The following is a 25,754-nucleotide window of genomic DNA, read 5'->3' on the forward strand; positions in this document are numbered from 1 at the left end:
GAAGGGACTACATAACGTCAGAGGTGAACGGCGCGCCGGAGTTCCGTGAGCGCTGAAAACGAGGCGGCGAGGAACCGGGCAAAACGGCAGAGTGTCTACCGCATGCCTGCATTGCCGAGAAGCGAACCATGCTCGTCAGAGTCAGCGACAACATTGCCCGCCCCGCAGACATGCGTATCGAAGCCGCATTGCTCGGCGGATTTGTCCTGTTGGCCTTCGTCCTCGGCATCGACCCGCGCAGCCGCGTCGACTGGCTACTGGAGAATGTTTTGGCGCTGGCGCTGGTGGTGACCCTGCTGCTGGCGCATCGGCGTTTTCGCCTGTCGACGCTGTCACTGGGGATGATCTTCGCCTTCCTGTGCATCCATGAAGTCGGCGCGCATTACACCTATTCGCGGGTGCCCTACGATCAGTGGAGCACGCTGCTGACCGGCGTCAGCGTCAACAAAGTCCTTGGTCTTGAACGCAATCACTATGATCGGCTGGTGCACTTGAGCTACGGGTTGCTGCTGGTCTGGCCGATGCGCGAAGTGCTGCTGCGCCTGACGCCGTTGCGTGGCGCGTGGTTGGCGCTGTTGACCTTGAATGTAGTGCTGGCCACGTCGGCGTTGTACGAATTGATCGAATGGGTCGGCGGCGCTTACCTGGGCGACGACACTGGCCAGGCCTTCGTCGGTGCGCAGAATGATCCGTGGGATTCGCAGAAGGACATGGCCCTGGCGCTGTTCGGCGCCGGGCTGTCCTTGCTGGTGTTGACGCGCTGGCGTCGAGCGCCGCGCTGAGGGATCAAATCACCCCGCAAGCCATGCGATCACCGCCACCGCCCAGAGGCTTGGGCATGTCGGAATGGTTATCTCCGCCGGCGTGAATCATCAGGGCGTGGCCCTTGATCTCGGAAATCTTCTTCAGGCGCGGCGCCAGCACCGGGTAGTTGGCGCCACCATCAGCCGTCACATACACCGCCGGCAGATCGCCCAGATGCCCGTCGGCGTACGGGCCGAGATGCTTGCCGGTTTTCGCCGGATCGAAGTGTCCGCCAGCCGCCAGTGCTGCGCCTTTTACTCCATCTTTCATGCCCGCGTCGCAGCTGCCGTTTTCATGAACATGGAAGCCGTGAATGCCGGCCGGCAACGACTTCAAGTCCGGGGTGAACAACAGACCGTACGGCGTCTCGCTGACTGTTACCGAGCCGATCGCCTGCGGCGCGCCGTCGGCGCTGACCAGATTGATCGCGACTTTCTCCGTTGCCGCTTGTGCGGTGCCGATTGCCAGCGTGCCGAGCAGACCAAACCACAGTGCGCGTTTCATAAGCGTTTCCTTCAGCTGCATGAATGTTCGAAGCGATGGATTTCTAGCCTGCCAGGGTTAACCGGTGATGAAGGCGTTATCCAGCGGCGCTGCAATGTGTGACCGGGTTCGCGTTTGAAAAGTTTTGCCGGATTCAAGTCGCCGCTGACATCAGCCGATACGCTCTGTGTCGGCAGTTCCCTGCACATAGGCTTAACTGAAATCCGACAAGCGCAATCCAGCGTGCCCACGGGAGATTCCACGGTGTCGATCAAACTGCGTTTGGTGTTGCTGATTGCGACCAGCCTGCTGACGGCGCTGATCGTGAGTCTGGTCAGCTACGTGGGCAATCTGCGGATGGCCACGGCGGTCGGCGATAACACGGTGAGCATGAGCGCGCTGCGCAATCACATGGAAGCGGACATGATGCACGACGCCCTGCGCGCCGATGTCTATTCGGCGATGCTGGTCGGCCTGGGCAAAAGCACCGCCACCGCCACCGAAGTGCGCGATTCGCTCACCGAGCACGCCGGGCATTTTCGTGAGGTGCTGGATGACAACCTGAAGCTGCCGATCAACCCGCAGTTGCGCGCGGCGCTGGAGCAGATCAAGCCGAGCCTCGATACCTACATCAAATCCGCCGAGCAGATCGTCGGCGTGGCGCTGGACAATCCGGATGCCGCCCAACAGCAGCTCGGCACGTTCAATAGCGCCTTTGCTCAGCTCGAAGAGCAGATGGGCGCGCTCAGCGAACTGATCGAAAACAACACCCTGCACACCAGCGAAGGCACCGAAGCGGCCATCCGCCACGCCAATCTTGCGCTGGCAGTGGTGCTGGCCGTCAGTCTGTTGCTGCTGCTGATTCAGGGGCGCTGGGTGATCCTGAGTATCATGGGGCCGCTCAAATCCGCCAGCCGCATCGCTGAAAGCATTGCCCATGGCAATCTCAGCGAACCGATTGTCGAGCCCGCCGGCAAGGACGAAGCCAGCGTTTTGATCCGCACGTTGGCGACCATGCAGCGTGATCTGCGCAACATGATTGACGTGGTCCGGCGCAACGCTCACGGCGTCAGTGGCATGAGCGAGCAGCTCAGCCACGGCTGCCATCAGGTCGCCGACAGCAGCCAGCAGCAAAGCGTCGCCGCTGGCACCATGGCCGCTGCCGCCAGCCAGATGACCGCCAGTATCGAAGAAATCACCCGCCACGCCGAACGTGCCCTGAGCATGGCCAATCAGGCCGAAAACCTGGCCAAGGAGGGTGGCGGGGTGATTCATCAAGTGGTCAGCGACATGGACGACATCGCCCGCTCGGCACAGCAGTCGGCGCAGGTGATCCGCACGCTGGATCAGGAATCCGAGGCAATCTTCAACATCATTCAGGTGATCAAGAGCATCGCTGACCAGACCAACCTGCTAGCCCTCAACGCTGCGATCGAGGCGGCGCGGGCAGGTGAGCAGGGCCGTGGTTTTGCCGTGGTCGCCGATGAAGTGCGCAGTCTGGCCGCACGCACCAGCGCCTCGACCCAGGAAATCGCCGCAATGGTCGCGCGTATTCAAAACAGTACGCGTGAAGCGGTTACCAGCATGGAGGCGGGGGTGGCGCAGGTCGACAAGGGCATGGCGGTAACAGCGGAGGTTGAGCGGGCAATTCGCGAAATCCTCGACGCAACCTTGAGCACCACGCAACTGGTCAATGACATTACCCGCACGATTGGCGAACAGAGCCAGGCCAGCAACGAGATCGCCCATCAGGTGGAAATGATTGCCGGGATGTCCGAGGGCAATAGCCGGGTGATCGGGCAAACGGCGACGACTACGGATGAATTATCGAATCTGGCGGGGCAGTTGGCGCAGTCGGTGGATCGGTTTCGGTTGTGAACTTGAGGAGGGGCCGAGCACGGCACTCGATTGTTAAAGCTCTAAGGAAGAGCTTTCATACGATGAGTACCGTCGTTTGTATGTCCAATTTGAATTTATAAGTTCTGAAGAAATATTGTTTTCTATCCGTTTCAATAGTGACGAATGGCTTTTTCTTCCGATTACTGACAAATGCTTTTTTTGGGCTGAAACTATTGAGGTAGTCCTCGCCGTGTGTTGCCTGGAGAAACTGAATAGTGGATTCGAGTTGCTCTATCGCATGGTTTTTCCATGCGCTACCGCTTCTTTCCTTCAGCTCTACTAGATAAAGCTGCTTCTCGGTGGTGAGCATGCAGTCACAACGCCCTCGACCAGGTTGTTCCATGTCGCTTATCACGCACTTGTCGATGGCTGTAAAAATAACTGCTTTGCGCTCCGGATTGCTGACCGTAGCGATCCAGTTTTCTTCTGACTCTGAATCGGCGTAAGCGATCGGACGAGATGTGTTATCACAAAGTCCAAACCGCTCTTGTACGAACGGGCCGCTTTGACATTGAGCATCGAGGAAATTCACGCCTCCAATGCCTCCTCGATATCGAGAAGTTGATCGAATAAATCGTTGCCTTCGCGAAGCGATTCGTTGAGGTAATTATGGTCCGAAGGAATTCCTCCCGACATAGGCAGCTTCTCGATGCTTCCAGTCATTTCATCAGCCTGATAAATCGCGAGCTCGTCAGCGTCGACCAGTGAGTGAAGCGGAACTACCTTTGCGAGCCGGGCTAACAGTTCCTCCGCATTTCTCTCAATTATGGCGTCATGCAGATGCTTGCCTTGGACAGCGATTGTGAGATAACTCACCACATAAGGGCTGTGAGTCGTCAATACCAACCGATTTTCCTTACCCTGGTTATTGAATTGCAAAAGGCTTTGCAATACGCCCCATTGCGAACGCGGGTATAGATTCTGTTCGGGTTCTTCCACGATGTTTATGAACGCAGTTTTATTGAATCTCGATGATAATGCGGACAGAGCAATGCGACGCTGTTCCTCCGTCAGCGTCTCGACGGAGAAAATTTCCATGACTTCTTTCCTGAAGCGATCCAGCTCGTCAGTACTCATGGTTTCCGGGCGTTCTTCGCTTCTTTCTTCAACAGTATTGGCCAAGTAGTGGCTCACGAGATGCAGAGGCACTGCCGATTGAAAACCGCTGGAAGCATCGGCCAATCTCAGTTTGTAATCCGATTCCCGAATGTTGAGTATGTCATTCAGTTTGTCGTATTCGAGTTCTGCCTGATTGATCGGAAGCAGCAATGCGCCTTTTATATTGGCTTTCGCCGCGTCGAATTCAGTCAAGAACTCTTTGAGAGAGTCAGAAGAAAGTTTCAATTCCCGAGGGTGCCTGACATAAGCAATAAAGTTGCGCTCGGCAGGCACGTACATGATTTGAGGCAGGTGGTACTTTTTACCCGTCAATTCGCTGATATGAAGCTGCCCGCGCAGATACTTGATGGCATACGCTTCACCTTCGTATTCGATTTCAGTTTCCGCAGAAAGATAATTTTCGAGCCGATGGTATGTCAGGTAGGGTCTGATAAATTTGTTTTTTCGCTCGAACCATTTGAGGTCATAGTCGCCTCGCACCAACGCCTTTTCAATCCATGAAAAAGTCGAATAAAGCTTGGCGAGTGTGCTTTTCCCCGAGCCTTGATTGCCCACAAAAACGGTCACGCGTTTGAACTCTATCCAGCCATTGTTCTTCACACCATTGCGGATAGGGCCAAAATGCTTGACGCGTAGTCGGGTCATTGATCACTCCATAAAGACGAGCTGAGGCGGTATAGCGGTGCAGCATATCAGGGCGGGAAGGAAACGGGAGCGGGGAAATGCCAGGAGTACAGACAGGGCTTCATTTTATTAGGTAAGGACTCTGCTCGTTTTCCGGCAGAGTCCTTTGCGTCTATCAGAACCTGAACGCCTGTCGCCCCACCAGCAACCATTTCCCACCCTGTTTCTGCCAGATCTGAAAATTCTCGATCTCGGTCGGAATCACCTCGGTCCCTTTCAACGCCTGTGCGGAGAAGTGGTGACGCACCAGCGCGGTGTCACCCGAAATCGTGATGGTCTGCTTTTGCATTTCGAGGGTCTTGAACGCGCTGCGGCCGGTTTCGATGTCGGCGATGAATTCCTGCTTGTCCTGAATCTTGCCGCTGGAGTGGCCGTAGGTCAGGTTCGGCGCGGTGAGGGCGTTCAGTTCGGCGATGTCTTTGTGCAGCATCGCCTGGGTCAGATGATCGACCGCTTGGGCGACTTCCTTTTCCGCTGGGGCAGGGGCGGCCATGGCGCAGGCGCTGAAGGCGCAGAACAAGCCGATGAGGAGGCTGGACTTGGTCATGTTGTTTCCTTGTTGTTATTGGAGGGAAATGACTGAAGTCGAATTCATCAGTCATCGTACAACGTAGCAGGTTATTTTCATGAAGAGCAACGCGCTGAGTGCACTGATTCGCGGGGTTGCGATGCGCATCGCGCAAATAAATTTGTCGGGACAGGTCGAAGTAGCGTCATGTTCCGTGCGCTTTAGCCGATAAGCTTCTGGGTGGAAAAAGACTTTCAAGTCGGGAACAGACGCGCGGGTTCGCCCTGACGTGATATTCTCCGCGCCAAATTTGCTTTGACTTAATTCGGTTGGCTGGCCTTTCGGGCGGGCCGACGGGATCCCTGTCGCTCAAGCAGCTGAAGCCAATAACGATAAGAAGTCAGTTCAGAAGGGACATTAACTGAGGTCGATGCCACATGTCGGCCTTGTGTGCCCACCCGTCAATATTGAAGTGTGCGGAATTGCGCGACGCCAGCCTGAGCGTCAACACAGCGCAACGCAGACTGATAACAACGACGGGCGGAAGGCGTTTTATCATAGGTGCAACAGATGTTTAAGAAAGTGAACACAGCCTTGCTCGGTCTGGCTTTGGCGATGGGGATGTCGTCTGCCAATGCTGCCGAAGCCAAGAAAGTTGACGTCCTGCTGATCGGCGGCGGCATCATGAGCACCACCCTGGGTGTGTGGATCAATGAGCTGGAACCGACCTGGTCGATGGAAATGGTCGAGCGCCTCGATGGCGTCGCCTTGGAAAGCTCCAACGGCTGGAATAACGCCGGTACCGGTCACTCGGCTCTTGCCGAGCTGAACTACACCCCGGAAGACGACAAGGGCAACGTAACCATCCCGAAAGCTGTCGAGATCAACGAAGCGTTCCAGGTTTCCCGTCAGTTCTGGGCCTGGCAGGTTCAGCAGGGCGTGCTGAAAAACCCTCGCTCGTTCATCAACACCACTCCGCACATGAGCTTCGTGTGGGGCGATGACAACATCAAGTTCCTGAAAAAGCGCTACGAAGCCCTGCAGGCGAGCCCGCTGTTCGCTGGCATGCAGTACTCCGAAGACCCGGCTGTGATCAAGAAGTGGGTACCGCTGATGATGGAAGGGCGTGACCCGAACCAGAAAATCGCGGCCACCTGGAGCCCGCTGGGTACGGACATGAACTTCGGCGAAATCACCCGCCAGTTCGCCGCTCACCTGCAGACCAAACCCAACTTCGATCTGAAACTGTCGAGCGAAGTCGAAGACATCACCAAGAACGCCGATGGCACCTGGCGTGTGAGCTACAAAAACCTCAAAGACGGCAGCAAGACCGAAACCGACGCCAAGTTCGTGTTCATTGGCGCTGGCGGCGGTGCCCTGCACCTGCTGCAGAAGTCGGGCATTCCTGAAGCGAAGGAATACGCAGGCTTCCCGGTTGGCGGTTCGTTCCTGGTGACCGAGAACCCGACGATTGCCGAGCAGCACCTGGCCAAGGCTTACGGCAAGGCTTCGGTTGGCGCGCCACCGATGTCGGTTCCGCACCTGGACACCCGTGTCCTGGATGGCAAGCGCGTCATTCTGTTTGGCCCGTTCGCGACCTTCAGCACCAAGTTCCTCAAGGAAGGTTCGTACTTCGACCTGCTGACCAGCACCACCACCCACAACATCTGGCCAATGACCAAGGTCGGCATCAAGGAATACCCGCTGGTCGAGTACCTTGCCGGTCAGTTGATGCTGTCGGATGAAGACCGTCTGAACGCGCTGAAGGAATACTTCCCGAACGCCAAAGCCGAAGACTGGCGCCTGTGGCAAGCCGGCCAGCGCGTGCAAATCATCAAGCGTGATGAAGCCGCTGGCGGCGTGCTGAAACTGGGCACCGAGATCGTTGCTTCGCAGGACGGCTCGATCGCCGGCCTGCTGGGCGCATCGCCAGGCGCGTCGACCGCTGCACCGATCATGCTGAGCGTGCTGCAGAAAGTCTTCAAAGACAAAGTCGCAACCCCTGAGTGGCAGACCAAGCTGCACCAGATCGTGCCGAGCTATGGCACCCAGCTGAACAGCGATCCGGCCAAAGTGGCTGCCGAGTGGGCTTACACCGCGAAAATCCTCGAACTGCCGACGCCTCCAGCGATCGGTCAGGTAGCTGCTCCGGCGGCACCTGCGGCTGACAAAACCGTAGCGCCGAAGGAAAACGCTGCACGTGACATGGCTCTGTAAGCAGAACCCTGACACACAAAAACCCACTGAACCGGCGACGGTCAGTGGGTTTTTTATTCCTGGTTGGTAGGAGCTGCGGTGATTGGACTCAGGCTTTTGTGGATGCCAGATAAGCCCCCAAGCGCCGACCCATCTCTTCGCCCAGTGCCTGCAACCCGCTCAGCGGCCGCACCATCACTTCGAACTCGACGATCTTGCCGTGCTCATCGAAGCGAATCATGTCGATGCCCTTGAGTTCCTTGCTGCCGACCCTGGCGCTGAATTCGAGAATCACATTCAGGCCATCCGCCGTCGCCAACTCGCGGTGGTAGGCGAAATCTTCGAAGACTTCAAACACGGTGTTGAGGATCATCGCCACCACTGGCGCGCCGGGGTAGGGCGTATGGGCCATGGGCGAGCGGAACACCGCTTGCGGTTCGAGCAGTTCGGGCAGGGCTTTGAGATTGCCGCTGCGGATCATCTCGTGCCAGCGCGCGAGGGATGCGGCGACGTTGGGCTGCAAGGCGAGGTCGGGCATGGTCACTCCGGTTTTTCTTGTTGTCGGTCGGCAATGACTGTAGATCAACCGCGCCGAAAGTGGATCCTCAAGTCTCAGCCTGAATACCGCTTCATGCCCGAAGCGGATCAGATGCGCATCTGATCCGTATTTTTCTGTTTCATCTGCCTCTGTATTCAGTACAGCCACAGGCTCAGAATGCCCCGGCAGTGCGGCCAGTCACCCTCCGACCTCATCCCGCAGCGTCCGGTGCACCGCACACCCAGCCTCAAGGAGCGCAACATGTACAAGATGGCGATTTTTCTCGGCGGCTTTCTGACCTTGACCATTCTGATTGGCGTGCTGGCGACGATCTCTCCAGTCTGATCCGCACGCAGCTTTTTCGAACTCTGCCGATCTCCTGCTTTCAGTTGCAGAACAGGGCCAGCACGCGCCCGTCACTGAAAGTTCGAGGAGTGAAACATGCGTACGACAACCTCGCAGGGACGTTGGGTTCCCATAGGTTTGATGGTCGCCGCGTTGACCGGTTGCGCCATGAGCAACACCGATTCGCCGGTGCAGACGCCCGGCCAGGCCAAGGCGTCCGACACGGAAATGCTCGAAGTCGGCGCGCAGTGGTTGCAGGACAAGCCGCCAATTCGCGCGTTGAACATGTACCTCGATGGTTTCCATTTTTACAACGGTCATCCCGGCGCGCAGATGGAAGCGCACCACTACTGCTCGGCGCTCAACGAAGAAGTGTTCCAGTGCGTGATCTACGACGGCAACACCGCTGAAGCCAAGCTGATGGGCGTCGAATACATCATCAGCCAGCGGCTGTTCACGCAATTGCCGGCAAAAGAGAAAGCCTTGTGGCACAGCCACGCTCACGAAGTCAGTTCTGGCCAGTTGGTCGCTCCGGGCATCCCGCAAGTGGCAGAAACGCGCTTGATGGAAAAACTCGCCAATACCTACGGCAAGACCTGGCACACCTGGCACACCGATCAGGACAAGCAACTGCCGCTGGGCGTGCCGCAGTTGATGATGGGCTTTACCGCTGACGGTCAGGCCGATGCGCAAATGGTCCGCCAGCGCGATCAGCGCCTGGGCATCGACAGTGCCGAGAAGAAAAAGGCCCGCGCCGAGATCAAACCGGGGCCTGTCGCAACGGGGGCTGATGCGTGGCAGAAGGGTAATGTCATCCAGCTCAACGACCCGACCGGCCATCAACACGTCATGCCGCGTCCGGCCACGGCAAGCGATGAGAATGCGCGGAGTCAGCCGTGATTTACGGCGCGCCGAACAGCATCGTCCAGTAAACGCCGTCGTCGCTGCGCGTTTCGCTGGCGAAGCCGGCGCCGACCTGAGTGAACATCGGGTTCATCAGGTTGGCGCAGTGGCCCGGGCTGGCCAGCCAGCCGGCCATGGCTTTGCCTGGTGAGCTTTGTCCGGCAGCGATATTTTCCCCGACCTGGCGGCCGCGATAACCGGCAGCACGGGCGCGGTCGGCCGGCATGTCACCGTCGGGATCGCGGTGGGCGAAATAATTGCCGTAAGCCATGGCTTTGCTGTGGCCCTGAGCCGCTGCGCCGAGGGCGGCATTCCAGCTCAATGGTCGCGTGGCGGCAAAACGCTGGCGGCCGCACATGCGCGGCCGGGCGCGGGCGGCGTTGACCTCGGCGAGCAGCGCCTTGCCGACGCTGCGGTTGTCACCGACGCGGCTGTCGAGCACCGGTTGCGCCAGCACCACCTGCCATTGATTGCGCGAATGGCTGACGCCGATGTCGGCGTAGTTCGCATCCAGCAAGGCAGCGCAATAATCGCTCTGCAACTGATCGAAGGCCTCGTCGGCGTCTTCGGCTCCGATAATGCGGATGCTGCGCACCGTGATTGCTGAATAGCCGGAAGACTTCAACGCCTCGCGCATGCCGCCGCCGTAGCGATAGCCGATCGGCAAGGCCAGATTCGACTTCAAAGCCAAAGGCGCCAGACGCTGCGCAGGGCGGCGGTCGCAGCGTTGCGGATGGGCGCGGTAATCATTGATGGCGGCCACCAGCTCGCGCTCCGCACTGGCGTGGGCGGATTCAGTGAAAAAAGGAAACAGACTCAGCAGGCACAGCGAAACGAAGCGAGACGAACGAACGGCGTGGCGCATGGGACGGACAGCTCTGAAAGGGGACAGCGCTAGAGTGAGGCAGCCGTGTGTGGCGGCGCGGATAGGACTGGGTTTTCTGGACTTGGTTCAGTGGCGGCAATGCAATTGAATTGCTGTTGTTTGAACCGCGGTCTTCGCGAGCAGGCTCGCTCCCACATAGCGCTTACGGCGTACTCGAAACAACTGTGGGAGCGAGCCTGCTCGCGAAGACGCCGCTCCGGTCAACCCCTCTATCACTGGCAAACAACCACTAGCGATTCAACACATCCCCCATCCACCGCAAATACTCCCCCCGCTCGGAAATGGAGTTATGCCCCGAGTCCGGCACCACCTTCAGCGTCGCCACGCCCGCAGGAAAACTCTCGAACAAGCGCTGCGTGCTGCTGCGTCCAATCACGTCGTCATCGCTGGCCGCCAACAGCAACGTCGGCGTGCGGATATGCGCCGCGTACTTGCCCGATTCAAAACGATCCTTGAGCAACCACTTCACCGGCACCCACGGGTATTGCCGTGCGGCGATTTCCTCGAGGCTGTTGAACGGCGTCACCAGAATCAGATTGTGCACCGGCCGCTGACTGGCCAGGCGCACCGCCACCCCCGAACCGAGGCTTCGACCGACCACGGCGACTTGCGAATGAGTGGCATAGACCTGATCGAACAGCGCCAGCGCATCTTCGGCAATCGCGGCTTCCGATGGCGAGCCGGTGCTGCCAGCAAAACCCCGGTAATGCAGGAAATACAGCGCGTAGTCAGGAAACGCCTCAGTGAATTCCGGCAGATTTCGCGATACGTCCTCGGCATTGCCGCCGAAATAAATCAGTGCGCGCGATCCGCTGCGCTTTCGGGTTGTCACCCAGACCTCGGCATCCGGCATTGACAGTTTCAATCGCGAATCCGCCGCAACCACGGCGGCAGGCTGGGGAAACCAGATCAGCGAGCGCTGAAACACGAACAGCCCGGCGCACAGCACCAAGTACACGGCAATGATGAAAACGACGAGTGACATCAGGGTTCGAGACATTCGGCTACTTTTAACGGGGAGAGAGGTTGGCTGTGGCAGTGTAGTTCAGCGACTGCGCCTGACAGCCGGCGCACACACCGTGCAACAGATCCGCGCAGCAGGAGGACTCGCATGCGCCACACTGAGAGTTACTCCCGTCGCCGCTTGCTCACGTTGGCTGCCCAAGCTGCGGCGCTGTTCACCATTGATCGGGCGTTGGCCGGCAGCGTAGCGCCGACCGCCACTGCGCCGCCCACGGCAGGAGACCAGACCATGTAGACCCGCGCCATCCCTTCCAGCTCCGAGGCACTGCCCATGGTTGGGTTGGGCACCTATCGCGGTTTCGACGTCGCGCCGGGCGATCCGGTTTACCGGCAGTTGCCCGCCGTGCTCGAAGCGCTGTTCAGGAAGGGCGGCACGCTGATCGACAGCTCACCCATGTACGGCCGCGCCGAGCAGACCACCGGTGAATTGCTGTCGATCCACGAACCACGCTCGCCGGCGTTCCTCGCCACCAAGGTGTGGACGCGCGGGCGCGAGGAGGGCATCGCGCAGATGGAGCAGTCCTTCAGCCTGCTGCAAACCGAGCGCATCGACCTGATGCAGATTCACAACCTGCTCGACTGGCAAACCCACTTGCCAACCCTGCGCGAATGGCAGGAGCAGGGGCGGATTCGCTACATCGGCATCACTCATTACACCTCGTCGGCCTATGACGAGGTCGAGGCCGTGCTGAAAGCCGAAAAGCTGGATTTTCTGCAGATCAACTACGCCCTCGATGATCGCGCGGTCGAGAAACGCATCCTGCCGCTGTGCCGCGAGCGTGGGGTGGCGGTGATTTGTAATCGGCCGTTTGGCGGCGGTGATTTGCTCGCCCGGCTCAAGGGCAAGCCGCTGCCGGCCTGGGTCTCGGATGTAAAGGTCAACAGCTGGCCGCAACTGGCGCTGAAATTTCTCCTGGCGCATCCGGCGGTGACCTGTGTGATTCCCGGGACCAGCAATCCGCGCTACATGGCTGACAACGCCGGAGCCGGTTTCGGGCCGATGCTGACCGATGCGCAGCGGCATCAATTGATTGCGTTGCTGGGCTGAGCCGGGTCAACCGCGATAGCGCAACGCCTCCAGCAATAACGCAAACGCTGGCGCTGCCTGACGTCGGCTCGGGTAGTACAGGTGATAACCGGAAAATGCCGGGCACCAGTCTCCCAGCACCTGGACCAGGCGACCGTCCGCCAGAAACGGCGCGACGACGTTTTCCGGGATGTAGCTCAGCCCGAAACCGTCCAGTGCGGCGTCGAGCAATGGGTACACGCCATTCAGGGTGACCTGCCCGGCGACACGCACCTTCAGACTCTCGCCGTCCTTTTCGAACTCCCACGAATACAGCCCGCCATTGGTTGGCAGGCGCAGGTTGTTACAGGCGTGGTCGGTCAGGTCGCGCGGGGTTTGCGGCGGATCGCGCCGGGCGAAGTAGGCGGGGGAGCCGACCACGGCCATGCGCATATCCGGACCGATACGGGTGGCGATCATGCCTTGGGCGACGTCTTCGCCCAGGCGCACACCGGCATCGAAGCCCTGGCCGGCGATGTCGACGAAACCATAGTCACAGCAAACCTCGACGGACACATCGGGGTACTGCGGCAGGAAATCCTGCAACACCGGACGCAGGATCCAGTTCAGCGAATGGTCGGTGGCGCTGATGCGGATCTTGCCCGCCGGGGTTTCACGCAGGTTGCTCAGGGCGGCCAGTTCCACTTCGATCTCCTCGAAGCGCGGACCGATGGTTTGCAGCAAGTGTTCGCCGGCCTCGGTCGGCGAAACGCTGCGCGTGGTGCGGGTCAGCAGGCGCAGGCCGAGACGCGCTTCGAGACTGCGGATGGTGTGGCTGAGCGCCGATTGCGACACGCCAAGTTTGGCCGCGGCCTTGGTGAAACTGCGTTCACGGGCGACGGCGAGAAAGGCGAGCAGGTCGGTGGCATTTTCCCGAAGCATTGATGATTTTCCTGCATAAGTTTTTTCGGATTCTAGTCGATTATCCAAAGAGTGCGGATCGCTACAGTGGTTGCATCATTTATTGGAGGAAATGCCATGAACCCGATTGCTGCTTCCGCACTGACGCTCTCGCTGCTGGCTGGTGAGGTGCAGGCCACTGAAAATCCCCGTGTCACGGTCACACCGAATGGCTCGCAACCTTCGGCCAAAGGCCCTGCTGACTGGTTTACCGGCACGGTGCGGGTGGATGCGCCGTTCAAAGGCACCGATGAGGCGCGGGTCAGTGGTGCGACCGTAACGTTCGAGCCGGGCGCGCGCACTGCATGGCATACCCATCCGCTGGGGCAGACATTGATCGTCACCTCGGGGGCAGGCTTGGTGCAGGAGTGGGGCCAGCCAGTGCGTGAAATCCGCCCGGGCGATACCGTGTGGATTGCCCCGGGCGCCAAACATTGGCACGGGGCAGCACCGACGACGGCGATGAGTCATATCGCGATTGCCGAAGTGCTGGATGGCAAGGTGGTGGACTGGATGGAGCAGGTCAGTGATGAGCAATATCCAAAGACCGAGTGAAACCGCGCCCCTCACCCCAGCCCTCTCCCGAGGGAGAGGGAGCCGATTGGGGGATGCTCGAGACGTTCGGCATTCTGCAAGCGTGGTGGTGAATCCACTCGACCCCTAGCACCCCATGCAGGTGCGCTAACAGCATGCGGCTCACCCCAGGCGTCTCCCGGGGGAGTGGGAGCCGACCGGGGTGTCTTGCGATGTGCATCGACCTGAACTTGCCGTTGCGATTATGGATACACAGAAAGACTTTCACGTCGCTGCACATCCTGAATATACCCGGATCGGTCCCCTCTCCCTTTGGGAGAGGGCTAGGCGGGCGGCGTTCCGATGAGGGGCTTTTCGCTTCAGATCATCTCCGGCAATGAATCCAGAATCTTGTCCAGCGTAATCGGATACTCGCGCACCCTCGCGCCGGTGGCGTTGTAGATCGCATTCGCCACCGCCGCACTAACGCCGCAAATCCCCAATTCACCCACGCCCTTGGCCTTCATCGGTGATGAAATCGGGTCGGTTTCTTCGAGGAAGATCACTTCCTGATGCGGAATGTCAGCGTGCACCGGCACCTCATACCCGGCGAGGTCATGGTTGACGAAAAAGCCCAGACGCTTGTCCACCGCCAGCTCTTCCATCAATGCGGCGCCGACGCCCATGGTCATCGCGCCGATGACCTGACTGCGCGCCGACGTCGGGTTGAGAATTCGCCCCGCAGCGCACACCGCGAGCATGCGCCGTACGCGAACTTCGCCAGTGGCGGCATCGACAGCGACTTCGACGAAGTGCGCGCCGAAGGTCGATTGCTGATACTTCTCGGCCAGATCACCGAACTCGATGCTGTCCTCGCCGACCAATGCGCCGCCTTCAGCCGCGTTGCGCAGCGGCAGGCTCTTGCTGCCGACCCGCACCTGACCATCGGCGAACTCCGCCTGATCCGCCGCCAGCCCCAGCTTGGCCGCCACCGCTTCGCGCAATTTCACGCACGCAGCGTAGACCCCGGCGGTCGAGCAGTTGCCGCCGAACTGGCCGCCGGAGCCGGCCGATACCGGGAAGTCCGAATCGCCCAGACGCACCACCACATCATTGAGACCAACGCCCATCATCTCGGCAGCGGTCTGCGCGATGATCGTGTAGCTGCCGGTGCCGATATCGGTCATGTCCGTTTCAACAACGACCTTGCCATCACGCTCCAGGCGCACGCGGGCGCCGGACTTGACCAGCAGGTTGTTGCGAAACGCCGCCGCCACGCCCATGCCGATCAGCCAGCGGCCTTCACGACGGGTGCCCGGTTGCGCCTTGCGCTGATCCCAGCCGAATTTCTCCGCGCCGATCTGCAGGCATTTGACCAGTTGGCGTTGGGAGAACGGCCGCTCGGTTTTCACCGGGTCGACTTGAGTGTCGTTAGCGATGCGGAACAGCACCGGGTCCATCTTCAGTTGTTCGGCCATTTCGTCCATGGCGATTTCCAGCACCATCAGCCCCGGTGCTTCACCCGGCGCACGCATGGCATTGCCTTCAGGCAGGTCGAGCGGGGCGAGGCGCATGCTGACGCGGCGGTTTTCTGCGGCGTAGAGCAACTGGCTCGGTTGCGCGGCCAGTTCGACCTTGCCGTCGGCGAGGTTGCCCGACCAGCCTTCATGGGCGATGGCGGTCAGCTTGCCGTCCGCAGTGGCACCCATGCGGATGCGCTGAATCGTTGCCGGGCGATGGGTGGTGTTGTTGGCCATTTGCGGGCGGGCGAGGGCGACTTTCACCGGCCGCCCCGCCATACGAGCGCCGAGAGCGGCGAGGATCACGTCGGCGCGGATGAACAGCTTGCCGCCGAAACCACCGCCGATGTACGGCGAGACCAATCGGACGTTTTCCTTCGGCAGGCCGAGGGTTTTCGCAATGTCACCAACACTCCAGGCGACCATCTGGTTGGAGGTCCACACGGTCAGCTGATCGCCTTTCCACGCGGCCAGTGTGGCGTGCGGTTCCATCATCGCGTGGGATTGGTCCGGAGTGGTGTAGGTCTGATCGAACTGCACCGGCGCGGCGGTGAAGGCCTTGTCGAAGTCGCCGTGATTGACGTCCGGCAACTCGTCTTTCGGCTCGACGCCGAGGTCTTTGACGCTGGCCAGATCGAACTTGCCTTCGCTGGTCTCGTAATCGACCCTGACCAATTGCGCGGCGGCGCGGGCCTGTTCGAAGGTCTCGGCAACCACCAATGCAACGGCTTGCTGGTAATGCTGCACTTCGGGACCAGCGAGCAGGTGCGCGGCGTTGTAATCACCCTTGTCGAGCTTGCCTGCATTCTCGGCAGTGACGATTGCGAGTACGCCGGGTGCGGCTTTGGCTTCGTCGAGATGGATGGCTTTGATCCGGCCTTTGGCGATCGCCGAATCGACCATGAAACCGTAGGCCTGATTGGCCGCCGCTTCATGTTGCTCGTAGGCGTAAGTGGCCTGGCCGCTGGTTTTCAACGGGCCTTCGATGCGCTCGGTAGGCTGGCCGACGACTTTCAGGCGGTCGATGGGATTGGTGGTGGCGGGCGTGTCGAATTTCATGCGGTTTCCCTCGCTTGCGCCAACACCGAAGCCAGCGTGCGCTCGACCAGTGTCAGTTTGAATTGGTTGTCATCGGTGGGTGTCGCGCCCTCAAGCAGGCGTTCGCTGACTGCTTTGGCGCCCTTGGGCAACAGCGCTTCAGCGGCTTCGACCCGCCACGGTTTCGGCGCAATACCGCCGACGGCGACACGGCCGGTGCCGTCCTTTTGCAGGATCAGACCGACTGAAACAAGGGCAAACGCGTAAGACGAGCGATCGCGGACCTTGTGATAAATGTGCGTGCCGCCAACCGGCGCCGGCAGGGTCACGGCGGTGATGAACTCGCCGGGCGTGAGGCTGGTTTCGATGTGCGGCGTGTTGCCCGGCAATTGATGGAAATCCGCCATGGGAATGCTGCGCGTGCTGCCGTCAGGCTTGACCGTTTCGATCTGCGCATCGAGTGCGCGCATGGCGATGGCCATGTCGCTCGGGTGGGTGGCGATGCAAGCGTCGCTGACGCCGATGATTCCGAGTTGCCGGGTCACGCCACCGATCGCCGCGCAGCCGCTGCCGGGGTTGCGTTTGTTGCAGGCCTGGTGGGTGTCGTAAAAGTACGGGCAGCGGGTGCGTTGCAGCAGGTTGCCGGCGGTGGTCGCCATATTGCGCAACTGCCCGGAGGCCCCGGCGAGCAAGGCGCGGGAGAGCAGGGCGTAGTCCTTGCGCACGCGCGCGTCGGCGGCCAGATCAGTGTTGCGCACCAGCGCGCCGATGCGCAGTCCGCCTTCGGGGGTAGCTTCGATCTGGTCCAGGCCGAGGTGGTTGATATCGATCAGGTGCACCGGGGTTTCGATGTCGAGTTTCATCAGGTCGAGCAGGTTGGTGCCGCCGGCGATGAACTTGGCGCCCTCGACTTGCGCGGCCTGGGAAGCGGCTGCGGTAGGCGAGTCGGCGCGGCTGTAATTGAAGGCTCTCATGCCGGCACCTCCGCGACTTCAGTGATGGCTTCGATGATGTTCGAGTAAGCGCCACAGCGGCAGATATTGCCGCTCATGCGCTCCTGCAGTTCGGCGGCAATCAGTTTCGGCGGCTCGGTCAGGCTCGGGCTGACGTGGCTGGGAATGCCGTCGCGGATTTCTTTGAGCACAGCGACCGCCGAGCAGATCTGCCCAGGGGTGCAATAGCCGCACTGGTAACCGTCGTGCTTGATGAAGGCGGCCTGCATCGGGTGCAGCTTGTCCGGCATGCCGAGGCCTTCGATGGTGGTCACCTCACTGCCGTCGTGCATCACCGCCAGGGTCAGGCAGGAGTTGATCCGCCGACCGTCGGCGATCACCGTGCAGGCGCCGCACTGGCCGTGATCGCAGCCTTTCTTGGTGCCGGTCAGGTGCAGGTGTTCGCGCAGGGCGTCGAGCAGGGTAGTGCGGGTGTCTACTTCGAGGGTTTGCGGTTTACCGTTGACTTGCAGGGTAACTTTACTCATGGCCGGTTGCTCCAGACTGGCCGCGTAGGCCTTGAGGCTGATAAAGGGGGGCATGGCGAACGCCGTCGCGGTTACGGCGCCGAGGATCATGAAATTGCGTCGGGAAATCGGCATGGTTCGATTCCTTTTCTCTCATCGGGCGGCAGGATTGCAAAAGGCCCAAACGGGCGCGCCGGCATGCATGCCAGTCTCGTAAAAAGAGTGACCGCAGCGGGAGGGAAAAGGTTTTGTCGGATTTGCGCTAAAGAGTTATGTGCGCAGCTCATCAATTGACCTGTGGGAGCGAGCCTGCTCGCGAAAGCGTCGGGTCAGACCCAGCCGCTGCTGGATATGCCGACCTCTTCGCGAGCAGGCTCGCTCCCACAGGGGAGTTGTGTTTTTCAGTTATGGCCCACCCACCACCATCGAGGTAAACGGTGCGACATACGCCTGCAACGTCACCAGCCCGCCGACCAGGATCGCCAGTACGATCGAGTGGAAGAACACGTAACGCAGGATCTCGCCTTCATGTCCGTACCAACGGGTCGCGGTGGAGGCGACGACGATCGACTGCGCGTCGACCATCTTGCCCATCACCCCACCGGAACTGTTCGCTGCCGCCATCAGCACCGGACTGATACCCAGCTGTTCCGAGGTCACCCGTTGCAAGCCGCCAAACAGCACGTTCGAAGCAGTGTCCGAGCCCGTCAGCGCCACCCCCAGCCAGCCGAGCAGCGTGCCAAACATCGGATAGAAAATCCCCGTCGCCGCAAACGCCAGGCCCATGGTCGCATCCAGCCCCGAATAGCGCGTGAGGAAGCCCAGCGCGAGCATCGCCGCAATCGTGATCAGCGAAAAACGCACCACCCACAGCGTGCGCAGGTATTGCTTGATCAATTGCGGGATCGAATACCCCATCAGCAGACCGCCGACAATCGCCGCCAGCAAAATCCCGCTGCCGGTCGCGGTCAGCCAGGTGAACTTGTAAATCGCTTCCTCGGCTTTCGGCGCCGCGACAACCGGCGGTACTTTTTCTATTTGCAGATGCAGACCGGTGAAGGTCACCGCCGGGGCGAATATCGGATTGGCCTCGCGTACCGGTTTGCCTTGCGGGTCGAGCTTGGCCGATTGCGTGACCGGGTCGATCACCGGGCGCGTATCGAACATGTTCTTGAAGCCCTGCGTGCCCCAGGCAAACACGAACACCGTGAGAATGATCCACGGCATCCACGCTCGCATCACTGCCGGACGCGCCTGATCGCTGAACGCGGCGCTGGCGGTGACTGTCTCTTCGTCGACCTTGGAGTTGTCGACGCGCCCGGACAGCGCTGCCGAGGTGTGGATGGTCGCCGGTTTCCACACCTTGAGGAACAGCGTCAGGCAGGCCATGGAAATCAGCGCAGCGATGACGTCCACCAGCATCGGCCCGTGATAGTTCGAGACGAGAAATTGCGGGATGGCGAAACTCACTCCAGCCACCAGAATCGCCGGCCACACCTCAAGCATCTTGCGCCACCCGGCAAATGCCCAGATCAACCAGAACGGCACCAACACCGAGAAGAACGGCAGCTGTCGACCGACCATCATCGACAGCTCCATCTCGTCCAGCCCGGTGACTCTGGCCAAGGTGATGATCGGCGTGCCCAGCGCACCGAAAGCCACGGGCGCAGTGTTGGCGATCAGCGCCAGGCCGGATGCGGCCAATGGCGAAAAACCCAGGCCGATCAGAATCGCACCGGTCACCGCCACCGGCGTGCCAAACCCCGCCGCGCCTTCGAAGAATGCGCCAAAGCAGAAGGCGATCAGCAGCAACTGCAAACGACGGTCATCGGTGATCCGCGCGAGGGAATCCTGCAGCACTTTGAACGAACCGTTTTCGGTGGTCAGGCGATGCAGAAAGATGATGTTGAGCACAATCCAGCCGATCGGCAGCAAGCCATTCGCCGCGCCGAACAACGCCGCCGAACCGGCCATGCCCGCGGGCATGTCGAAGGCGAAAATCGAGATCAGCAGGGCGGACGCCAGCGCCAACAGCGCCGCCAGATGCGCCTTGACGTGAAAGAACGCCAGCGCCGCGAGCATCACCACCACCGGCACTGCGGCCATCAGCGTGGAGAGTACCGGGTTGCCGAACGGGTCGTAGATTTGCTGCCAGACCATGATCCACCTCTGCTTATTGTTATTGAGGGCGCAGATCCATTGCATGGGGGTAGGTTGCAAGCAGTATAGGTGGCGTTACGCCGCTGTTCGGCTGCGACGAACGAGCCGACAAACGGTCGATAGTGGCCACTGAATCAACGCGCTTTTGCCCGGTCGTATCTGCGGCTGCGCGCACTGCGTCCCGAAGACGCGGGCAGCGTGGCGATTTCCGTCGTCAAGACCTTGGGTTTTAGGGAAGTGTTGAATGAAGCAAGCGACAACCATGCTGCTCACTGTGACCGCCGCCGTATTGCTGAGCGGCTGTATTGCGGATTTTGATGATGACCATCGCCATGGCCGGCACTACGACCGCGACCACGGCCGCTATTACGACCATGACCGGCGTTGGGACGACCGCGATGACGACCGCCGCGATGGCCGTCGTTATCACCGCGAGCGCGATGATGACTGATTGAATGAAGAGGGCGTTCCCGTTAAAGGAACGCCCTCTGTGCATCAGCCTCAGTTGAAAAAACGAGCGTTCGCCTGGACGCGGGATCGCGCAGGCACCGAGGCCTCGTGATCGAGCAAATGGGTGGCGAGTATGTCGCTCAGAAAACGGAACTGATCGTTGAGGCCGACCACTTCATTGCTGAAATGATTGCTGGCGGCAGGCATCAGCAGATCATCGAAATCCTTGTTGAACACCAGCGTCTGCGCCTTGCGCGGCACGACGTGCTGTTGGTAGTAGTTGCTGCCGAACACCGGGAAACTCACGGAGAGGGTGACTTGGGTGTAAATCATGATGTGAACGCCTCGTTGTGTTTCGGATGAGTCAATCGTGCCTTTCAGCAAGGGAGGGCGGAAGGCAATCGTGGCGATGGTGGATATCGATGGTGGTGATGGTTGAGGTTTGTGGTGCTGCTGTTGGCGCCTTCGCGAGCAGGCTCGCTCCCACAGGTGCAAGGCATTCAGATGTGGGAGCGAGCCTGCTCGCGAAGAGGCCGGAACCTTCAGCATCGCAATCGACTGACCCACCTATACTCAAACCTGCACCTCCCCAAGCCAAAGGACACCACCACCGTGAACCCGCGCGCGCTGGTCGTTGCCGCACTGCTTTTGCTGGCCGGCTGCGCTACCTCGGCCCGGGCGCCGGTGAGTGCGCCGCAAGCGGTGGTGGTGTCGGCGCAAACCTGGCAGCAGATCGACCGCGAGATCCTCAGCGCATCGCAACAGGCCACCGAGCAGGTCAAGCTGTTCGCCCGTGGCTCGATGGAACATTGGCGCACTCGGGTCTATCAGCAAACTGAAGAAAATTTCATCCCCTGGTTCAGCAGCTACTGGACCCAGGAGTGGCTGTCGATGAAGGTCAGTTGGTACACGATCAGCGCCGGCGGTGAGCAGGACGCTTCGGCGAAACGGCTGGCGGCGTATCTGCTTGAGCAATATCAGGAAAAAGTCCTCGCGCCGGTCGCCGTGGAGATCGATCCGGATGCGATTCTGGCGCAGGCCACGGCGTTCTATGCGCAGTTGATGGCGCAGCAGATGCCGCTCATCGCCCAGCGTCACGGTGTGCCGATTGCGCAGCTCAACGGGCGCTTGCAGAAGATCCCGGCCATCGCCCTCGGCCCGCCGCCGGCGCGGGATGCTTCGCTGTTCAAAGTCATCAGCACCGAGCCGCTCAACACCCTCCCGGCGTACGCCGCGCTGATCGACAAGATCCACACCGACGGCGGCGCCAAGGGCATCTCTTCCACCGAAGCAGCCATGGCCCCGGTGGCCAAGCGCGCCAGCCAGCGCATCGAAGCGGAAATGGCCCCGCGCGGCGCCGCCAGTGCGGTGGCGGCAGCGGCGGGTAAACTCGCCGGGGCGATGATTTCGGTCGGCGTGGCCGGTATTCGCGCAATCATCCAGGCCAACGACCGCCCCGACAGCGAAGCGCTGATTCGCAGCAGCCTCGGCAATACCTTCGACAAAGCCTGGCAGAAGCTGCTGCAGAATCCGACCACGGGGGTGATGGCCGGCACTTTGCACATGGCCGGGCAGGTCGAAGGTAATTTGGGCGTGAATGAACCAACGCCTATCGGTGTGAGCGCTGTGCCATAGCGCTTGTACCTGCGAAGTTTTGTTGGCGGCGGTCGCGCCCGGATCAGAGCGGATGCTAGTCTTGCGCAACGCTGTTGTCAGGGAGCCCACATGGGCAATCACAAGATCGAGATTCGCCGCAGTAACGTCGAGAAAATCCTGCTGGCGGCGGAAAAGGTTTTCGCCGAGAAAGGCTTCGGCAGCACCGCCATGGCGGACATCGCTGCCGAAGTGCAGTTGCCGCGTTCCAATCTGCATTACTACTTCAGCACCAAGAGCGAGCTGTACAGCGCGGTGCTGTTCGATCTGCTCGAAGTATGGAAGCAGGACGCGCTGTGCTTCGAGATGTTCGACGACCCGCGCGTGGTGCTGAGCAGTTACATCCGCGCCAAGATGAATCATTCGCGCAGCCGGCCCTACGGCTCGAAAGTCTGGGCCAACGAGATCATCCACGGCGCGCCGACTCTGGGCGAGGCGCTGGATGCGAGCCTGTATGACTGGGCGAAGATGAAGGAAGCGAAGATTCGCCAGTGGGTCGAGGACAAGCGGATCCTGCCGGTGGAGCCGTCGGGGTTGCTGTACATGATCTGGGCGTCGACCCAGCATTACGCCGACTTTGATCATCAGGTGAACATTCTCAATGATCACCAGCCGTTGTCGGATATGCAGTTCGAGCGGGCGGTGCAGACCGTGACGGGGGTGATTTTGCGCGGGATCGGGCTGGAGCCTTGAAGAGCACCATCAAGGGCTTACCCTCACCCCAGCCCTCTCCCAGAGGGAGAGGGGGCCGACCGAGGTGTATTGAGAGGTACACCGACTTGAAAGACCGTTTCGATTATGGATGCAAAGCAGTTCTGCCTGTGAACCCCGGTCGATTCTGGATTCACAACAACTTTTCCAGGTCGGCGGAGTTTGTCAGCATCCCCCAATCGGTCCCCTCTCCCTTTGGGAGAGGGCTAGGGTGAGGGGCTTTTTCAGACTGCAACGTGATACGGATTGCGCGGATCATGATTCCAGTCCAGAAACGGCTTGCCCGTGTCCATCTGCACCATCTCGATGCAGTCGGCCACGGGGCAGGTGATCTGACACAGGTTGCAGCCCACACATTCCTCATCGATCACTTCATATTTATGCGTACCGTCGGCCTGTTTCAGACTGCCGATCGCCTGGTGTGAGGTGTCTTCACAAGCGATGTGGCAACGCCCGCAACCAATGCACGCCTCTTGGTCAATCTTTGCGATGACCTGGTAGTTGATATCGAGGTACTTCCAATCGGTGGTGTTGCCCACGGCACGCCCGGAAAACTCGGCGATATTGGCGTAGCCCTGGCTGTCCATCCACCGTGACAGGCCATCCTTCATCTCTTCGACAATGCGGAAACCATGCAGCATCGCCGCCGTACACACCTGCACCGCGCCGCTGCCCAGCGCCATGAACTCCGCGGCGTCGCGCCAGCTGCCGATGCCGCCGATGCCGCAGATCGGCAAGCCCTGGGTCTGCGGGTCACGGGCAATTTCCGCGACCATGTTCAGCGCAATCGGCTTGACCGCCGAACCGCAATAACCGCCGTGGGTGCTTTTGCTGCCGACGGTGGGCAGGGCGACCATGTGGTCCAGGTCGACGCTGGTGATCGAGTTGATCGTGTTGATCAGCGACACCGCATCGGCGCCACCACGATGCGCCGCCCGGGCAGCGACGCGGATGTCGGTGATGTTCGGGGTGAGTTTGACGATCACCGGCAGCGAGCAGTACGTCTTGCACCAGCGCGTCACCTGTTCGACATACTCCGGCACCTGACCGACCGCCGCGCCCATGCCGCGTTCGGGCATGCCGTGGGGGCAGCCGAAGTTGAGTTCGATGCCGTCGGCGCCGGTGGCCTCGACCAGCGGCAGGATGTGTTTCCACGACTCCTCGACACACGGCACCATCAGCGACACGATCAGCGCGCGATCCGGCCAATCCTTCTTCACTTGGGTGATTTCACGCAGGTTGATTTCCAGCGAGCGGTCGGTGATCAGTTCGATGTTGTTGATGCCCAGCACTTCGCGATTGGCACCGTAATGCGCCGAATAACGCGAGGATACGTTGACCGCCGCCGGATCCTCACCCAGGGTTTTCCAGACCACGCCACCCCAGCCCGCTTCGAAGGCGCGGACCACGTTGTAGGCCTTGTCGGTGGGCGGCGCGGAAGCCAGCCAGAACGGGTTGGGCGCTTTGATGCCGGCGAAGACTATCGAGAGATCGGCCATTTACGCAGCCTCCACGTTGAGCATCAGTTGAGCGTTGATCGCCTCGGCGGCGCGTTTGCCATGCTGCACCGCTTGCACGGTGAGGTCCTGATCGAGGCTGGTGCAGTCGCCGCCGGCATACACGCCGGGGACGCTGGTGCGCAGGTGTTCATCGACCGCGATGCGTTCGCCCTGACGCTTGAGTTCGCGCGCCAACGGATCGCTGAGGGCGCTGTCATCGAAGCTCTGGCCGATGGCTTTGAAGATCGCATCGGCAGCCAGCTCGAAGGTTTCTCCGGTGGTTTGCAGACGGCCTTCAACCAGATCGGTGCGGGCGAAACGCATGCCGCGCACGCGGCCCTGATCATCGAGCAACACTTGCTCCGGCTGGGCCCAGGTCAGCAATCGCACCTGATTGGCTTTGGCGATGTCCTGCTCATGGTGGGTGGCGCCCATGTCTGCGGCACCACGGCGATACACCAGATTGACGTCGCGCGCGCCGAGGCGGGCCATCTGCACCGCCATGTCGATCGCGGTGTTGCCGGCGCCGAGAACGATGCAGCGTTCAGCCAAGGGCAGTTGCGTGAGGTCATCGGCCTGGCGCAGTTCGCGGATGTAGTCGGTGGCGGCGAGCAGGCCCGGCGCGTCTTCGTGGGCCAGACCGAGTTGCTTGCTGGCATTCAGGCCGAGGCCGAGGAATACCGCGTCGAACTGTTGATGCAGTTCGCTGAGGGTGAGGTTTGCGCCGAGTTTCTGGCCGTGGCGGATTTCTATCCCGCCAATCTGCAGGAGAAAATCCAGCTCCTTCTGCGCGTAGTCATCGACCAGTTTGTACTTGGCGATGCCGTACTCGTTGAGCCCGCCGGCCTTTTCCCGTGCTTCGAAAATCACCACGTCATGCCCGTGCATCGCGCTGCGATGGGCGCAGGACAACCCGGCCGGCCCGGCGCCGACCACGGCGATACGTTTGCCTGTGGCCGGGGCGCGCTGGAACGGATGTTCGGCGAAATGTGCGTTGTCTACGGCATAACGTTGCAGCAGACCAATCAGCACCGGCGCGCATTCCTGCGCGTTGTTGCGCACGCAGGCCTGCTGGCAGAGGATTTCCGTCGGACAGACCCGCGCGCAACTGCCGCCGAGGATGTTTGCCGAAAGGATCTTTTGCGCCGCGCCTTGGACGTTGTCCTGATGGATATTGCGGATGAACGACGGGATATCGATTTCGCTGGGGCACGCATTGACGCAAGGCGCGTCGTAGCAATACAGGCAGCGCGAGGCCTCCAGGTGCGCTTGCCGTGAATTAAGCGGCGGCGCCAGATCAGTGAAATGGCCGGCGAGGGCGGCCGCGCTTTCGTGCGGGTGGGGAAGGTGGTTCAGGGTCTCGATCACGGTTTATGGCCTCATGGCTAATTGAGGTG

At 60.5% G+C, this 25,754-nt stretch carries 26 protein-coding genes and 1 pseudogene; 12 read left to right on the top strand and 15 right to left on the bottom strand.

Going from position 1 to position 25,754, the window contains the following annotated elements; all coding sequences use genetic code 11:
• Nucleotides 1-128: 128 nt before the first annotated feature.
• A complete protein-coding gene (locus KVG85_RS04740) occupies nucleotides 129-782 on the top strand; it encodes a DUF2238 domain-containing protein (protein WP_217863111.1) in 654 nt (217 codons plus the stop codon).
• A gap of 4 nt (nucleotides 783-786) precedes the next feature.
• Here KVG85_RS04740 and sodC read toward each other — a convergent pair whose 3' ends face one another.
• Nucleotides 787-1,308, bottom strand: coding sequence for a superoxide dismutase family protein (sodC, locus tag KVG85_RS04745; RefSeq protein ID WP_217863112.1), 522 nt, complete (start codon nucleotides 1,306-1,308; stop codon nucleotides 787-789).
• Between the two features lie 243 nt (nucleotides 1,309-1,551).
• Between sodC and KVG85_RS26260 the strand changes: the two are divergent.
• A pseudogene (locus KVG85_RS26260) lies at nucleotides 1,552-2,307 on the top strand (MCP four helix bundle domain-containing protein); the annotation flags it as partial.
• A gap of 132 nt (nucleotides 2,308-2,439) precedes the next feature.
• A complete protein-coding gene (locus KVG85_RS26265) occupies nucleotides 2,440-3,165 on the top strand; it encodes a methyl-accepting chemotaxis protein (RefSeq protein ID WP_437182194.1) in 726 nt (241 codons plus the stop codon).
• A gap of 55 nt (nucleotides 3,166-3,220) precedes the next feature.
• Here the strand turns inward: KVG85_RS26265 and KVG85_RS04755 are convergent, their stop codons facing one another.
• The 3 genes from KVG85_RS04755 to KVG85_RS04765 all read right to left on the bottom strand — a co-directional run bounded on the left by KVG85_RS04755 (nucleotide 3,221) and on the right by KVG85_RS04765 (nucleotide 5,536).
• Entirely contained in the window at nucleotides 3,221-3,718 is a 498-nt protein-coding gene (locus tag KVG85_RS04755) for a hypothetical protein (protein WP_217863114.1), read from the bottom strand.
• Nucleotides 3,715-4,950 (bottom strand): ATP-binding protein, encoded by a 1,236-nt coding sequence (locus tag KVG85_RS04760; RefSeq protein WP_217863115.1) that lies wholly within the window; start codon nucleotides 4,948-4,950, stop codon nucleotides 3,715-3,717. The genes KVG85_RS04755 and KVG85_RS04760 overlap by 4 nt, the downstream gene beginning before the upstream one ends.
• Before the next feature lie 154 nt (nucleotides 4,951-5,104).
• Nucleotides 5,105-5,536: a nuclear transport factor 2 family protein gene (locus tag KVG85_RS04765; RefSeq protein WP_217863116.1), complete on the bottom strand. Its 432-nt coding sequence runs from the start codon at nucleotides 5,534-5,536 to the stop codon at nucleotides 5,105-5,107.
• A gap of 531 nt (nucleotides 5,537-6,067) precedes the next feature.
• Here KVG85_RS04765 and mqo point away from each other — a divergent pair.
• Nucleotides 6,068-7,714: a malate dehydrogenase (quinone) gene (gene mqo / locus KVG85_RS04770; RefSeq protein ID WP_217863117.1), complete on the top strand. Its 1,647-nt coding sequence runs from the start codon at nucleotides 6,068-6,070 to the stop codon at nucleotides 7,712-7,714.
• A gap of 88 nt (nucleotides 7,715-7,802) precedes the next feature.
• On the opposite strand, the gene KVG85_RS04775 is transcribed toward mqo, so the two are convergent.
• Nucleotides 7,803-8,231: a nuclear transport factor 2 family protein gene (locus KVG85_RS04775; protein ID WP_217863118.1), complete on the bottom strand. Its 429-nt coding sequence runs from the start codon at nucleotides 8,229-8,231 to the stop codon at nucleotides 7,803-7,805.
• A 177-nt stretch (nucleotides 8,232-8,408) separates the two neighbouring features.
• Between KVG85_RS04775 and KVG85_RS04780 the strand changes: the two genes are divergently transcribed.
• Together KVG85_RS04780 and KVG85_RS04785 are read left to right on the top strand one after the other, a co-directional pair.
• Nucleotides 8,409-8,576, top strand: coding sequence for a hypothetical protein (locus tag KVG85_RS04780; RefSeq protein WP_024013301.1), 168 nt, complete (start codon nucleotides 8,409-8,411; stop codon nucleotides 8,574-8,576).
• A 96-nt stretch (nucleotides 8,577-8,672) separates the two neighbouring features.
• Nucleotides 8,673-9,476 carry an OBAP family protein gene (locus tag KVG85_RS04785; RefSeq protein WP_217863119.1) on the top strand — a complete coding sequence of 268 codons (804 nt, stop codon included), beginning with the start codon at nucleotides 8,673-8,675 and terminating at the stop codon, nucleotides 9,474-9,476.
• 1 nt (nucleotide 9,477) lies between these two features.
• Here KVG85_RS04785 and KVG85_RS04790 read toward each other — a convergent pair whose 3' ends face one another.
• Together KVG85_RS04790 and KVG85_RS04795 are read right to left on the bottom strand one after the other, a co-directional pair.
• Nucleotides 9,478-10,344: a CAP domain-containing protein gene (locus KVG85_RS04790; protein WP_217863120.1), complete on the bottom strand. Its 867-nt coding sequence runs from the start codon at nucleotides 10,342-10,344 to the stop codon at nucleotides 9,478-9,480.
• A 250-nt stretch (nucleotides 10,345-10,594) separates the two neighbouring features.
• The gene (locus KVG85_RS04795) at nucleotides 10,595-11,365 is read right to left on the bottom strand and encodes an alpha/beta hydrolase (RefSeq protein ID WP_217863121.1); all 771 of its coding nucleotides are present in this window, start codon (nucleotides 11,363-11,365) and stop codon (nucleotides 10,595-10,597) included.
• Between the two features lie 111 nt (nucleotides 11,366-11,476).
• On the opposite strand from KVG85_RS04795, the gene KVG85_RS04800 reads away from it, so the two are divergent.
• Complete coding sequence (locus KVG85_RS04800) at nucleotides 11,477-11,623, top strand: hypothetical protein (RefSeq protein ID WP_217863122.1); 147 nt, start codon at nucleotides 11,477-11,479, stop codon at nucleotides 11,621-11,623.
• Between the two features lie 36 nt (nucleotides 11,624-11,659).
• Nucleotides 11,660-12,436 carry an aldo/keto reductase gene (locus KVG85_RS04805; RefSeq protein ID WP_217863123.1) on the top strand — a complete coding sequence of 259 codons (777 nt, stop codon included), beginning with the start codon at nucleotides 11,660-11,662 and terminating at the stop codon, nucleotides 12,434-12,436.
• A gap of 6 nt (nucleotides 12,437-12,442) precedes the next feature.
• Here KVG85_RS04805 and KVG85_RS04810 read toward each other — a convergent pair whose 3' ends face one another.
• Nucleotides 12,443-13,336, bottom strand: a complete 894-nt coding sequence (locus tag KVG85_RS04810) for a LysR family transcriptional regulator (protein WP_217863124.1) — start codon at nucleotides 13,334-13,336, stop codon at nucleotides 12,443-12,445.
• A gap of 96 nt (nucleotides 13,337-13,432) precedes the next feature.
• Here KVG85_RS04810 and KVG85_RS04815 point away from each other — a divergent pair, with 96 nt between their 5' ends.
• Nucleotides 13,433-13,909 (top strand): (R)-mandelonitrile lyase, encoded by a 477-nt coding sequence (locus KVG85_RS04815; RefSeq protein ID WP_217863125.1) that lies wholly within the window; start codon nucleotides 13,433-13,435, stop codon nucleotides 13,907-13,909.
• 338 nt (nucleotides 13,910-14,247) lie between these two features.
• Here the strand turns inward: KVG85_RS04815 and paoC are convergent, their stop codons facing one another.
• The 4 genes from paoC to KVG85_RS04835 form a co-directional block, all read right to left on the bottom strand.
• On the bottom strand, nucleotides 14,248-16,446 hold the full coding sequence (gene paoC / locus KVG85_RS04820) for an aldehyde oxidoreductase molybdenum-binding subunit PaoC (protein ID WP_217863126.1): 2,199 nt from the start codon (nucleotides 16,444-16,446) through the stop codon (nucleotides 14,248-14,250).
• Nucleotides 16,443-17,399: an FAD binding domain-containing protein gene (locus KVG85_RS04825; RefSeq protein ID WP_217863127.1), complete on the bottom strand. Its 957-nt coding sequence runs from the start codon at nucleotides 17,397-17,399 to the stop codon at nucleotides 16,443-16,445. The genes paoC and KVG85_RS04825 overlap by 4 nt, the downstream gene beginning before the upstream one ends.
• Nucleotides 17,396-18,019, bottom strand: a complete 624-nt coding sequence (gene paoA, locus KVG85_RS04830) for an aldehyde dehydrogenase iron-sulfur subunit PaoA (protein WP_016775137.1) — start codon at nucleotides 18,017-18,019, stop codon at nucleotides 17,396-17,398. The genes KVG85_RS04825 and paoA overlap by 4 nt, the downstream gene beginning before the upstream one ends.
• Before the next feature lie 270 nt (nucleotides 18,020-18,289).
• Nucleotides 18,290-20,044, bottom strand: a complete 1,755-nt coding sequence (locus KVG85_RS04835) for an L-lactate permease (RefSeq protein ID WP_217863128.1) — start codon at nucleotides 20,042-20,044, stop codon at nucleotides 18,290-18,292.
• Between the two features lie 244 nt (nucleotides 20,045-20,288).
• Between KVG85_RS04835 and KVG85_RS04840 the strand changes: the two genes are divergently transcribed.
• Nucleotides 20,289-20,495, top strand: a complete 207-nt coding sequence (locus KVG85_RS04840; RefSeq protein WP_217863129.1) for a hypothetical protein — start codon at nucleotides 20,289-20,291, stop codon at nucleotides 20,493-20,495.
• A gap of 50 nt (nucleotides 20,496-20,545) precedes the next feature.
• Here KVG85_RS04840 and KVG85_RS04845 read toward each other — a convergent pair whose 3' ends face one another.
• The gene (locus tag KVG85_RS04845; protein WP_217863130.1) at nucleotides 20,546-20,827 is read right to left on the bottom strand and encodes a hypothetical protein; all 282 of its coding nucleotides are present in this window, start codon (nucleotides 20,825-20,827) and stop codon (nucleotides 20,546-20,548) included.
• Between the two features lie 279 nt (nucleotides 20,828-21,106).
• On the opposite strand from KVG85_RS04845, the gene KVG85_RS04850 reads away from it, so the two are divergent.
• Both KVG85_RS04850 and KVG85_RS04855 read left to right on the top strand, forming a co-directional pair.
• Nucleotides 21,107-22,129 (top strand): hypothetical protein, encoded by a 1,023-nt coding sequence (locus KVG85_RS04850; RefSeq protein WP_217863131.1) that lies wholly within the window; start codon nucleotides 21,107-21,109, stop codon nucleotides 22,127-22,129.
• 90 nt (nucleotides 22,130-22,219) lie between these two features.
• Nucleotides 22,220-22,840 carry a TetR/AcrR family transcriptional regulator gene (locus KVG85_RS04855; protein WP_024013291.1) on the top strand — a complete coding sequence of 207 codons (621 nt, stop codon included), beginning with the start codon at nucleotides 22,220-22,222 and terminating at the stop codon, nucleotides 22,838-22,840.
• A gap of 242 nt (nucleotides 22,841-23,082) precedes the next feature.
• On the opposite strand, the gene preA is transcribed toward KVG85_RS04855, so the two are convergent.
• Together preA and KVG85_RS04865 are read right to left on the bottom strand one after the other, a co-directional pair.
• On the bottom strand, nucleotides 23,083-24,357 hold the full coding sequence (preA, locus tag KVG85_RS04860; protein WP_122881410.1) for an NAD-dependent dihydropyrimidine dehydrogenase subunit PreA: 1,275 nt from the start codon (nucleotides 24,355-24,357) through the stop codon (nucleotides 23,083-23,085).
• The gene (locus KVG85_RS04865) at nucleotides 24,358-25,725 is read right to left on the bottom strand and encodes an NAD(P)-dependent oxidoreductase (RefSeq protein WP_217863132.1); all 1,368 of its coding nucleotides are present in this window, start codon (nucleotides 25,723-25,725) and stop codon (nucleotides 24,358-24,360) included.
• Nucleotides 25,726-25,754: the final 29 nt, after the last annotated feature.

The organism is Pseudomonas triticicola, assembly GCF_019145375.1.
In the GTDB taxonomy this organism is placed as follows: domain Bacteria; phylum Pseudomonadota; class Gammaproteobacteria; order Pseudomonadales; family Pseudomonadaceae; genus Aquipseudomonas; species Aquipseudomonas triticicola.

Coding starts and splice junctions, on each gene's coding strand:
- KVG85_RS04740 (WP_217863111.1), top strand. CDS start 129: ATGCTCGTCAGAGTCAGCGACAACATTGCCCGCCCCGCAGACATGCGT.
- sodC (WP_217863112.1), bottom strand. CDS start 1,308: ATGAAACGCGCACTGTGGTTTGGTCTGCTCGGCACGCTGGCAATCGGC.
- KVG85_RS26265 (WP_437182194.1), top strand. CDS start 2,440: ATGGCCGCTGCCGCCAGCCAGATGACCGCCAGTATCGAAGAAATCACC.
- KVG85_RS04760 (WP_217863115.1), bottom strand. CDS start 4,950: ATGACCCGACTACGCGTCAAGCATTTTGGCCCTATCCGCAATGGTGTG.
- KVG85_RS04765 (WP_217863116.1), bottom strand. CDS start 5,536: ATGACCAAGTCCAGCCTCCTCATCGGCTTGTTCTGCGCCTTCAGCGCC.
- mqo (WP_217863117.1), top strand. CDS start 6,068: ATGTTTAAGAAAGTGAACACAGCCTTGCTCGGTCTGGCTTTGGCGATG.
- KVG85_RS04775 (WP_217863118.1), bottom strand. CDS start 8,231: ATGCCCGACCTCGCCTTGCAGCCCAACGTCGCCGCATCCCTCGCGCGC.
- KVG85_RS04780 (WP_024013301.1), top strand. CDS start 8,409: ATGCCCCGGCAGTGCGGCCAGTCACCCTCCGACCTCATCCCGCAGCGT.
- KVG85_RS04785 (WP_217863119.1), top strand. CDS start 8,673: ATGCGTACGACAACCTCGCAGGGACGTTGGGTTCCCATAGGTTTGATG.
- KVG85_RS04790 (WP_217863120.1), bottom strand. CDS start 10,344: ATGCGCCACGCCGTTCGTTCGTCTCGCTTCGTTTCGCTGTGCCTGCTG.
- KVG85_RS04795 (WP_217863121.1), bottom strand. CDS start 11,365: ATGTCTCGAACCCTGATGTCACTCGTCGTTTTCATCATTGCCGTGTAC.
- KVG85_RS04800 (WP_217863122.1), top strand. CDS start 11,477: ATGCGCCACACTGAGAGTTACTCCCGTCGCCGCTTGCTCACGTTGGCT.
- KVG85_RS04805 (WP_217863123.1), top strand. CDS start 11,660: ATGGTTGGGTTGGGCACCTATCGCGGTTTCGACGTCGCGCCGGGCGAT.
- KVG85_RS04810 (WP_217863124.1), bottom strand. CDS start 13,336: ATGCTTCGGGAAAATGCCACCGACCTGCTCGCCTTTCTCGCCGTCGCC.
- KVG85_RS04815 (WP_217863125.1), top strand. CDS start 13,433: ATGAACCCGATTGCTGCTTCCGCACTGACGCTCTCGCTGCTGGCTGGT.
- paoC (WP_217863126.1), bottom strand. CDS start 16,446: ATGAAATTCGACACGCCCGCCACCACCAATCCCATCGACCGCCTGAAA.
- KVG85_RS04825 (WP_217863127.1), bottom strand. CDS start 17,399: ATGAGAGCCTTCAATTACAGCCGCGCCGACTCGCCTACCGCAGCCGCT.
- paoA (WP_016775137.1), bottom strand. CDS start 18,019: ATGCCGATTTCCCGACGCAATTTCATGATCCTCGGCGCCGTAACCGCG.
- KVG85_RS04835 (WP_217863128.1), bottom strand. CDS start 20,044: ATGGTCTGGCAGCAAATCTACGACCCGTTCGGCAACCCGGTACTCTCC.
- KVG85_RS04840 (WP_217863129.1), top strand. CDS start 20,289: ATGAAGCAAGCGACAACCATGCTGCTCACTGTGACCGCCGCCGTATTG.
- KVG85_RS04845 (WP_217863130.1), bottom strand. CDS start 20,827: ATGATTTACACCCAAGTCACCCTCTCCGTGAGTTTCCCGGTGTTCGGC.
- KVG85_RS04855 (WP_024013291.1), top strand. CDS start 22,220: ATGGGCAATCACAAGATCGAGATTCGCCGCAGTAACGTCGAGAAAATC.
- preA (WP_122881410.1), bottom strand. CDS start 24,357: ATGGCCGATCTCTCGATAGTCTTCGCCGGCATCAAAGCGCCCAACCCG.